The following is a 6,834-nucleotide window of genomic DNA, read 5'->3' as shown; positions in this document are numbered from 1 at the left end:
TTTACACCCTCTTCTTTGTTAATTTAAGTAATACTTTGCTCAAGCTTTCTTCCGTAAGATCCTCCGCATCAGCAAAATCTGATACTGTAAAAGCAGACTCTGTTGTTGGTTTATTTATAAGTTGACGAAGATGCCTCAACATACCATCTGCTATCGCTTGAATTTTCAACCTAGAAAACTGTTCTCTACTATACATCCAAACAAAATGTAACTTCTCATCTTTTACCATACCGATAACATCAATTAGATGCGGTGGTTTGGAACCTGGAGCATGATCTAAAAATGTAAACCCTGTCTCTTGCATAAACAAAGATTCCTTTGAAAACACTTGATCAAATTGGCCCAAATAATTAAAGCTTATTGAAGGCTTTTGCTGATAAAACGGAAGTAATTCTTTTTTCAAGTAACGTAAAATACCATAATCAACTCCGCGATTCGGAATTTGACGCAATTGATCTTTTACAGCCTTTAGTCCTTCAATAGGTGTTTTAATTCCTTTAAAATTCAGATGAACAGGATAAATACTCGTGAACCAGCCCACTGTCCGTGATAGATCAATATCTTTAATCATCTCTTCTCTCCCGTGTCCTTCTAGATGAATAGAAACCGCTTGCTGATTCGTAACATCGACGATAGCTTGTCCTAATGCCGCCAATAGTACCTCATTAATCCTTGTCTTATGAGTCACTGGAACTTCTTGTAACAATGCATGTGTTTCTTCTACTCCTAAAGTCCTCGTCACTTGATCGATCGATTCTTCTGTTGTGTCCTGTATTGGGTAGTCCATTGGAATTTTCATCGTTTCTTTTTCTACCCATTCATTCCAATAATCTTGTACTTCTTTTGAAATACCCGAATCACTGTATGCCTGCAGTCGTTCCGCCCACTCTTTAAAAGATGTACTTTTCGCAGGTAAGCGAACTCCTTGACCTTGTTTCCTCTGGTTATATACCGCCTGTAAATCTTCCAATAGAATTCTCCAAGATACTCCATCTACTACTAAATGATGAATCACCCAGAATAGTCGATCATTTCCAGTCAAGGTATCCTCGAAGTAAACTACTCTCATTAACGGACCTGTAACTAAATTGAAACTAGCTTGAGTAATGTTCATCTTTTCTTGTATTACTTTATTCCACGCTTGTTCATTAGCTGTGTCCCGTTTTACCACATGAAGTACAGACCGCTCATCAGTCCCTTCATTTCTCTGCATCCACGTTCCATTTGGTAACTGTTCGTACCGGAAACGTAAAGCATCATGATGTTTGAGTAAATTTAATATTGCTCCCTCTAGTAACTTCACGTCCAATCTCTCTTTTACTCTTAAAAGCATCGATTGATTCCAATGCTCCGGACGTGGATGTTCTTGCTCGAAGAACCAGTACTGAATTGGAGTAAGAGGCACATCTCCTGTCACAATTCCCTGCTCCGCTTGTACTCCCTGCGTTTCTATAGCCACTTGTGCCAACTCGGCAATGGTTGGGCATTCAAACATTTGCTTTGGAGTAAGTTTTAATCCCACTTGACTTGCTTGAGATATGATTTGAATACTGAGAATCGAGTCGCCACCAATTTCAAAGAAATTATCATAGATTCCCACCCTTTTAACACCTAATACTTGCTTCCAGATGGTAGCCAGTATCTTCTCGTTACTATTCCGAGGAACTACAGATTCACTGTTAATCTCCTTTTCCTCCGGCATAGGTAAGGCCCCACGATCAACTTTACCGTTAGCAGTTAGTGGAATGGCTTCCATCGTCACAAATCCTGAAGGGACCATATAGCTCGGTAGTTTCGCTTTAAGATACTCTCTCCACGCACCTACATTTCCATCTCCTACAACATATGCTACTAATCGTTTATTACCCGGTTGATCTTCTCTAACAATTACAACAGCCTCTTTTATAGATGCACATGCATTTAAAGTAGACTCAATCTCCCCAATCTCAATTCGGAAACCACGTATTTTAACCTGATGATCAATTCTTCCACGATAGTCCAGATTCCCATCCGGTAAATACCTCGCTAAGTCTCCTGTCCGATATAATCTTGCTTTCGGATCACTACTAAATGGATGGGGTATAAAGCGCTCTGCAGTTAATTCAGGTCGATTTAAATACCCACGTGCAAGCCCTGCCCCACCAATATAAAGCTCACCATCTACACCTATAGGTACCGGTTGTTGATAAGCGTCTAGTATATACACTTCTAAATCTGGAATCCGCTTTCCAATATTACTTCTTGAAGCATGCTGCACATCATCTTGAGTAATTGGATAATATGTAACATGAACTGTAGTTTCTGTAATTCCATACATATTAATTAACTGTGGTTCTTTGTCCCCATACATTTGAAACCATGGTAACAAACTAATAGGTTCTAACGCTTCTCCGCCAAATATCACATAACGCAGCTGCAAGTTTTTATTCTTATCTTCTTGTTCACACACTTGTATTAATTGTCGAAACGCGGAAGGTGTCTGATTTAGAACTGTGACTTCTTCCTCTATCAATAATTGATAAAAATCCTTAGGCGACCGACTAATCCAGTATGGAACAACAACCAATTTCCCACCATATAATAATGCTCCCCAAATTTCCCATACTGAGAAATCAAATGCATAAGAATGAAAAAGAGTCCAAGTATCTTTTTCATTAAACTGATACCAACAATCCGTCGATTTAAATAAACGAATGACATTGTGATGCTCTATCATAACGCCCTTTGGATTCCCTGTTGATCCCGAAGTATAGATTACGTAAGCTAAGTTTTGGGAACTTACATCGGAAACCGGCAAGGTCTTACTTTCTTGTTCAATCTTATCTCTTTCACGATCCAGGCAAATCGATGTAATATTTTCTGGTAACCATTTCAATTGTTTTAAACCTTCTTGCGTTACGAATAATTGAATGCTAGCATCCTCTAAAATATATTGAAGTCGCTGCTCTGGATATGTTGGATCAAGTGGGACATAAGCTCCACCAGCCTTCAAAATCCCTAAAATACCTACAATCATTTCTAAAGAACGTTCAACGCACAGTCCAACTAAAGTATCAGGTCCTACTCCTTTTTTCTGCAGATAATGAGCTAACTGATTTGCACGTTCATTTAGCTCCCTATAAGTAACTTTTCCTCTTTCATACGTAACTGCAATAGCATTTGGACAAATCATAGCTTGCTGTTCGAACAATTCATGAATAGTTACTTGAGGTGGAAAATCAAGCTTAGGATTATTAAACTCTACTAAACTTTTTCTTTTATCTTCATCAGAAATGATTTCGATTTCAGCTACCTTCTGCTTTGGGTTTTCAAAAGTGTTTTCTATTATCGCTAACATAACGTTAAAAAAACGTTTTATTTCTTCTTTAGAAAATAGCTCCTCACGATAATCAATATGTACATGTAAAGAGTCTATATCAATTAAATTTTCAATATGCACTGCAAAATCTTGTACCTCTTCACGGTTTGGAATCCATAGTGAGTCACCACTTTCATCACGATCTCTATAATCAATCGTAGTTCCGAAAAGTCTCACATTGCTGTTATTCTCTTTATTAATCTGCTTTAATAACAAATCAAATGGATATTTCTGATGTCTTAATGATTTACTTTGTTTTCTGGACACCCTACCAATAAATGAAAGCACTTCTTCTTCTGGATTAATATCCATTCTTAAAGGAACTGTACTCACCATCATTCCAATCAATTCACGTTCCATTTTAGTCATGCGGTTGCCGTAAGCCATTCCTAATGCAATATCAAGCGATGAGGTCCACCGATACATGGATAACGAGAAAGCAGCAACAAAAAGGGTATACAAACTAAATTTGTAATATTCAGAAAATTTTTCTATCTTTCTCTTCAAATGCTCCGATAATATAAACGTCTCGCGTGATGCTTTGGTACTAACTTGGTACGTATTATAGGGCTTCAATCCGGTCACAGATGGAAGTGTTTTAAATTCCTCTAACCAGAATTTTTGATCTTTTTGAAAGCGACTACTATTCAAGTATGTTTGTTCATTGGCCAGAAATTGAACATATGAATTTTTAATTTCGCCTTCCTCAGTCTCGTTATGCATTTCATAATAATATTTTGCAATCTGACTGGTAAATATTTGGATTGATAAACCATCCATGATAATATGATGAACATTCCCAAAGACTGCACATTCATTATCGTTTAATTTTATTAAAGCGAAATAATATAAATTTGAATTAAATAATGTAAACGTTTCTTTTGTTTTCTGCTCAATCCATTCCTCAAGCAAATCTGAATCCTCCACAGAACTGAAATCGAAAAACTCAAATTCTTGTTCTTCATGTTTAATAAAATATTGTTTAGGTTCCTGATGCCCATTTTCTTTTAATCTGATGCACAGACCATCATTTTCACTGATAACACGATTCACAACTTGGTTTAATTTTGAATAATTCATTTTTCGATGAAGTTTAAATAAGAATCTTAAATTACATATCCCTTTATCAGAATGAATAACTTCTGTATACCATATTCTTCGCTGCGGGTGACTTAATGGATAACATTCCTCATTGGTCATAAAAAATCTTCCCTTCAAAAATTATTTACTCTTATAGGCTCGTGTTTATGTTTAGCCCATAAATATTTCTGCAGTGAAACTCCAATTACTCCAATGATGATAAGCCCAATCCCGCCATAAACATAGAGTTGAGTTACTCCAACCAAATGCACTAATGGGCCACTCATAGCAGGAGAAATAATTAGAACTGCGTTTGTTAAACTGCTTTGTATACCAAATACTCTTCCTACTTGATCTTGATCGGATTCTATTTGTAAAATAACTTGATTAGATACAAGCATCAATCCACTTCCAATCCCAGCGATAAAACTAATCAAATAGGCCAAAACGAAGACCGTACCGGGCGTTATCAGGCCAATCCCTCCAAAACCAATTCCCATTAAAACCATACCCCCACATACTACCCAACCATATTGAAATTGTTTTAATTTTTGAGTTAGTAATGCACCAAGTATTCCCCCAAGACCAATAATAGAAATGATATATCCCATTTTACTTTTATCATGTGGAAATAAGCTCTTAAATAAAGTAGGGAACTGCGAGTCTACTAATTGTAATACTGCCATAGCTATTGTAACGAAAATCATAGTTGATAATATTATCCGATTAGATAATACATAACTCCACCCTTGTAACCAAGCGGCCCAAGTGCTTTGCTTTTCCCTATCAACAGGTTTTCTTAAAAGAGTTTCTTTGAATTTTATTGTGGGCATCAGAATCAAAGTTGCTAGTAAACAACTTATCGCTCTTATAATGAGACAGAACTCTGGCTGAAACCAGCTCAACAACACTCCTCCTATAAGTGGACCTACTATCTTGGTTCCCTGCTCGACTATTCCGTTGATACTTACTGCCTTAGTAAGCAACTCTGGGGATACAATCTGTCTTGTTAGTGTTTGCTGTGCAGGATAATAAAAAACAATAAAAATAGAACGAATCATTAATGCTAATAAGAGCCAATGGATACTTTGTACAAATAAAAGAGCAATTGTTATTACACCAACCATCAGATTACAGAACATCATAATTGGAATTTTTCTAAAACGATCTGCAATAACACCTGCCCATGAGCCAAAGATAATTCCAGGAAGTGCATATGCAACAGGAATCAACCCAATCATGGTAGGATCTACTTCCCATTCAAACCCAACAATAGTCATAATGGCTAACATATCAATAAAAACACCAAGCATAAGCAATGAATAGGCAGAGAAAACTTGTAAATAAATCCTATTTCCTAATAGGCTTTTTGAATCGGTAGTTTTCATAAAATGTGCTCCTTAAATTTACTAAAACGGATGTTTTTGTGTACACAATACCTCTTTTTTTCACATAATTTATAACTCTACATATATCTACCTAAAATTTAATACTATTCAAACTTCAATAACTATAAAATTCAATATCTTTGGTTTAATTTATGCATTCAAATATATTTATTTTTAGTTCTTACACATTCACTTCTGACTTTAAATGATCTTTTTCACCTATAAACGTAGACGAATTAAATGATTTCTAGTTATATCGTCATTACAACAACAGTAAAAAACGAGAATATTTCATTAATTTATCTGAACAATTTTCTTTGATTTTCATATTCTACAAGCCAAAACTCTACTCAATGAAAATAATCAATTAATAGCTCTGTAACCCTAAAATTTACAATAGTTAAACCACCCAAATCACACCCCTTTTCAGAATTGTCTTTTTTTCTATTTAAAATACTATCACACAACTTTTCTAGCTACTATCTTCATAAAGTTGAAATAATCAAATTAGAAAATTCAGATAAAAAATAGGATAATTTACCAAATCACCAATTGCATTGATTATAAAAGACCTTATTTTGTCCTGAATTAAAGCTAATGCGTAAATACAAACAAAACCAGCAAAACACCTTTTATATGTCGTACTGGTTTTGTTGAAGTCCATCTTGAATTGTAGCTAGTTCAACGTGATCATAAATTCTGAGTTCGGTGTCCCAGCAAATACAACAGTTCCGTTCTTCGGCAGTTTTACTTTGTTATTGCCGCTCACAACGGTAAAATTAACGCAAACTCCCTTCTCATGGTTCTGTTGCAAAGATTTCTAAACTGAGATAACCTGTAGAAAAAGTGTGAGCAGGAGAATGATATATGGGGTATTTTAAAGGAAAACAGTTTAAAAAGGATATTATTTTAGTAGCCGTGGGCTACTATTGTCGTTTTTCTTTAAGCTATCGCGATGTATCTGAAATCCTAAGAGAACGTGGTGTCTCCGTTCATCCTACAACCATT

Annotated in this window: 2 protein-coding genes and 1 pseudogene; 1 reads left to right on the top strand and 2 read right to left on the bottom strand. The window is 35.7% G+C overall.

Going from position 1 to position 6,834, the window contains the following annotated elements; translation table 11 throughout:
- Position 1: 1 nt before the first annotated feature.
- Together HRG09_RS23505 and HRG09_RS23500 are read right to left on the bottom strand one after the other, a co-directional pair.
- Positions 2 to 4,558, bottom strand: coding sequence for a non-ribosomal peptide synthetase (locus HRG09_RS23505; protein ID WP_174103204.1), 4,557 nt, complete (start codon positions 4,556 to 4,558; stop codon positions 2 to 4).
- Positions 4,559 to 4,572: 14 nt separating this feature from the next.
- A complete protein-coding gene (locus HRG09_RS23500) occupies positions 4,573 to 5,826 on the bottom strand; it encodes an MFS transporter (protein WP_174103203.1) in 1,254 nt (417 codons plus the stop codon).
- An 867-nt stretch (positions 5,827 to 6,693) separates the two neighbouring features.
- On the opposite strand from HRG09_RS23500, the pseudogene HRG09_RS23495 reads away from it, so the two are divergent.
- Positions 6,694 to 6,834: pseudogene (locus HRG09_RS23495) on the top strand (IS6 family transposase); the annotation flags it as partial.

The organism is Bacillus sp. Xin1 (assembly GCF_013314535.1).
Classification (GTDB): Bacteria; Bacillota; Bacilli; order Bacillales; family Bacillaceae_G; genus Bacillus_A.
Note: the sequence above shows the minus strand (reverse complement) of the source record. Positions and strands in the feature narration are given on the sequence as shown.

What these genes read in the sequence shown, in the direction of transcription:
- HRG09_RS23500 (WP_174103203.1), bottom strand. Translation starts at nt 5,826, where the DNA reads ATGAAAACTACCGATTCAAAAAGCCTATTAGGAAATAGGATTTATTTA.
- HRG09_RS23505 (WP_174103204.1), bottom strand. Translation starts at nt 4,558, where the DNA reads ATGACCAATGAGGAATGTTATCCATTAAGTCACCCGCAGCGAAGAATA.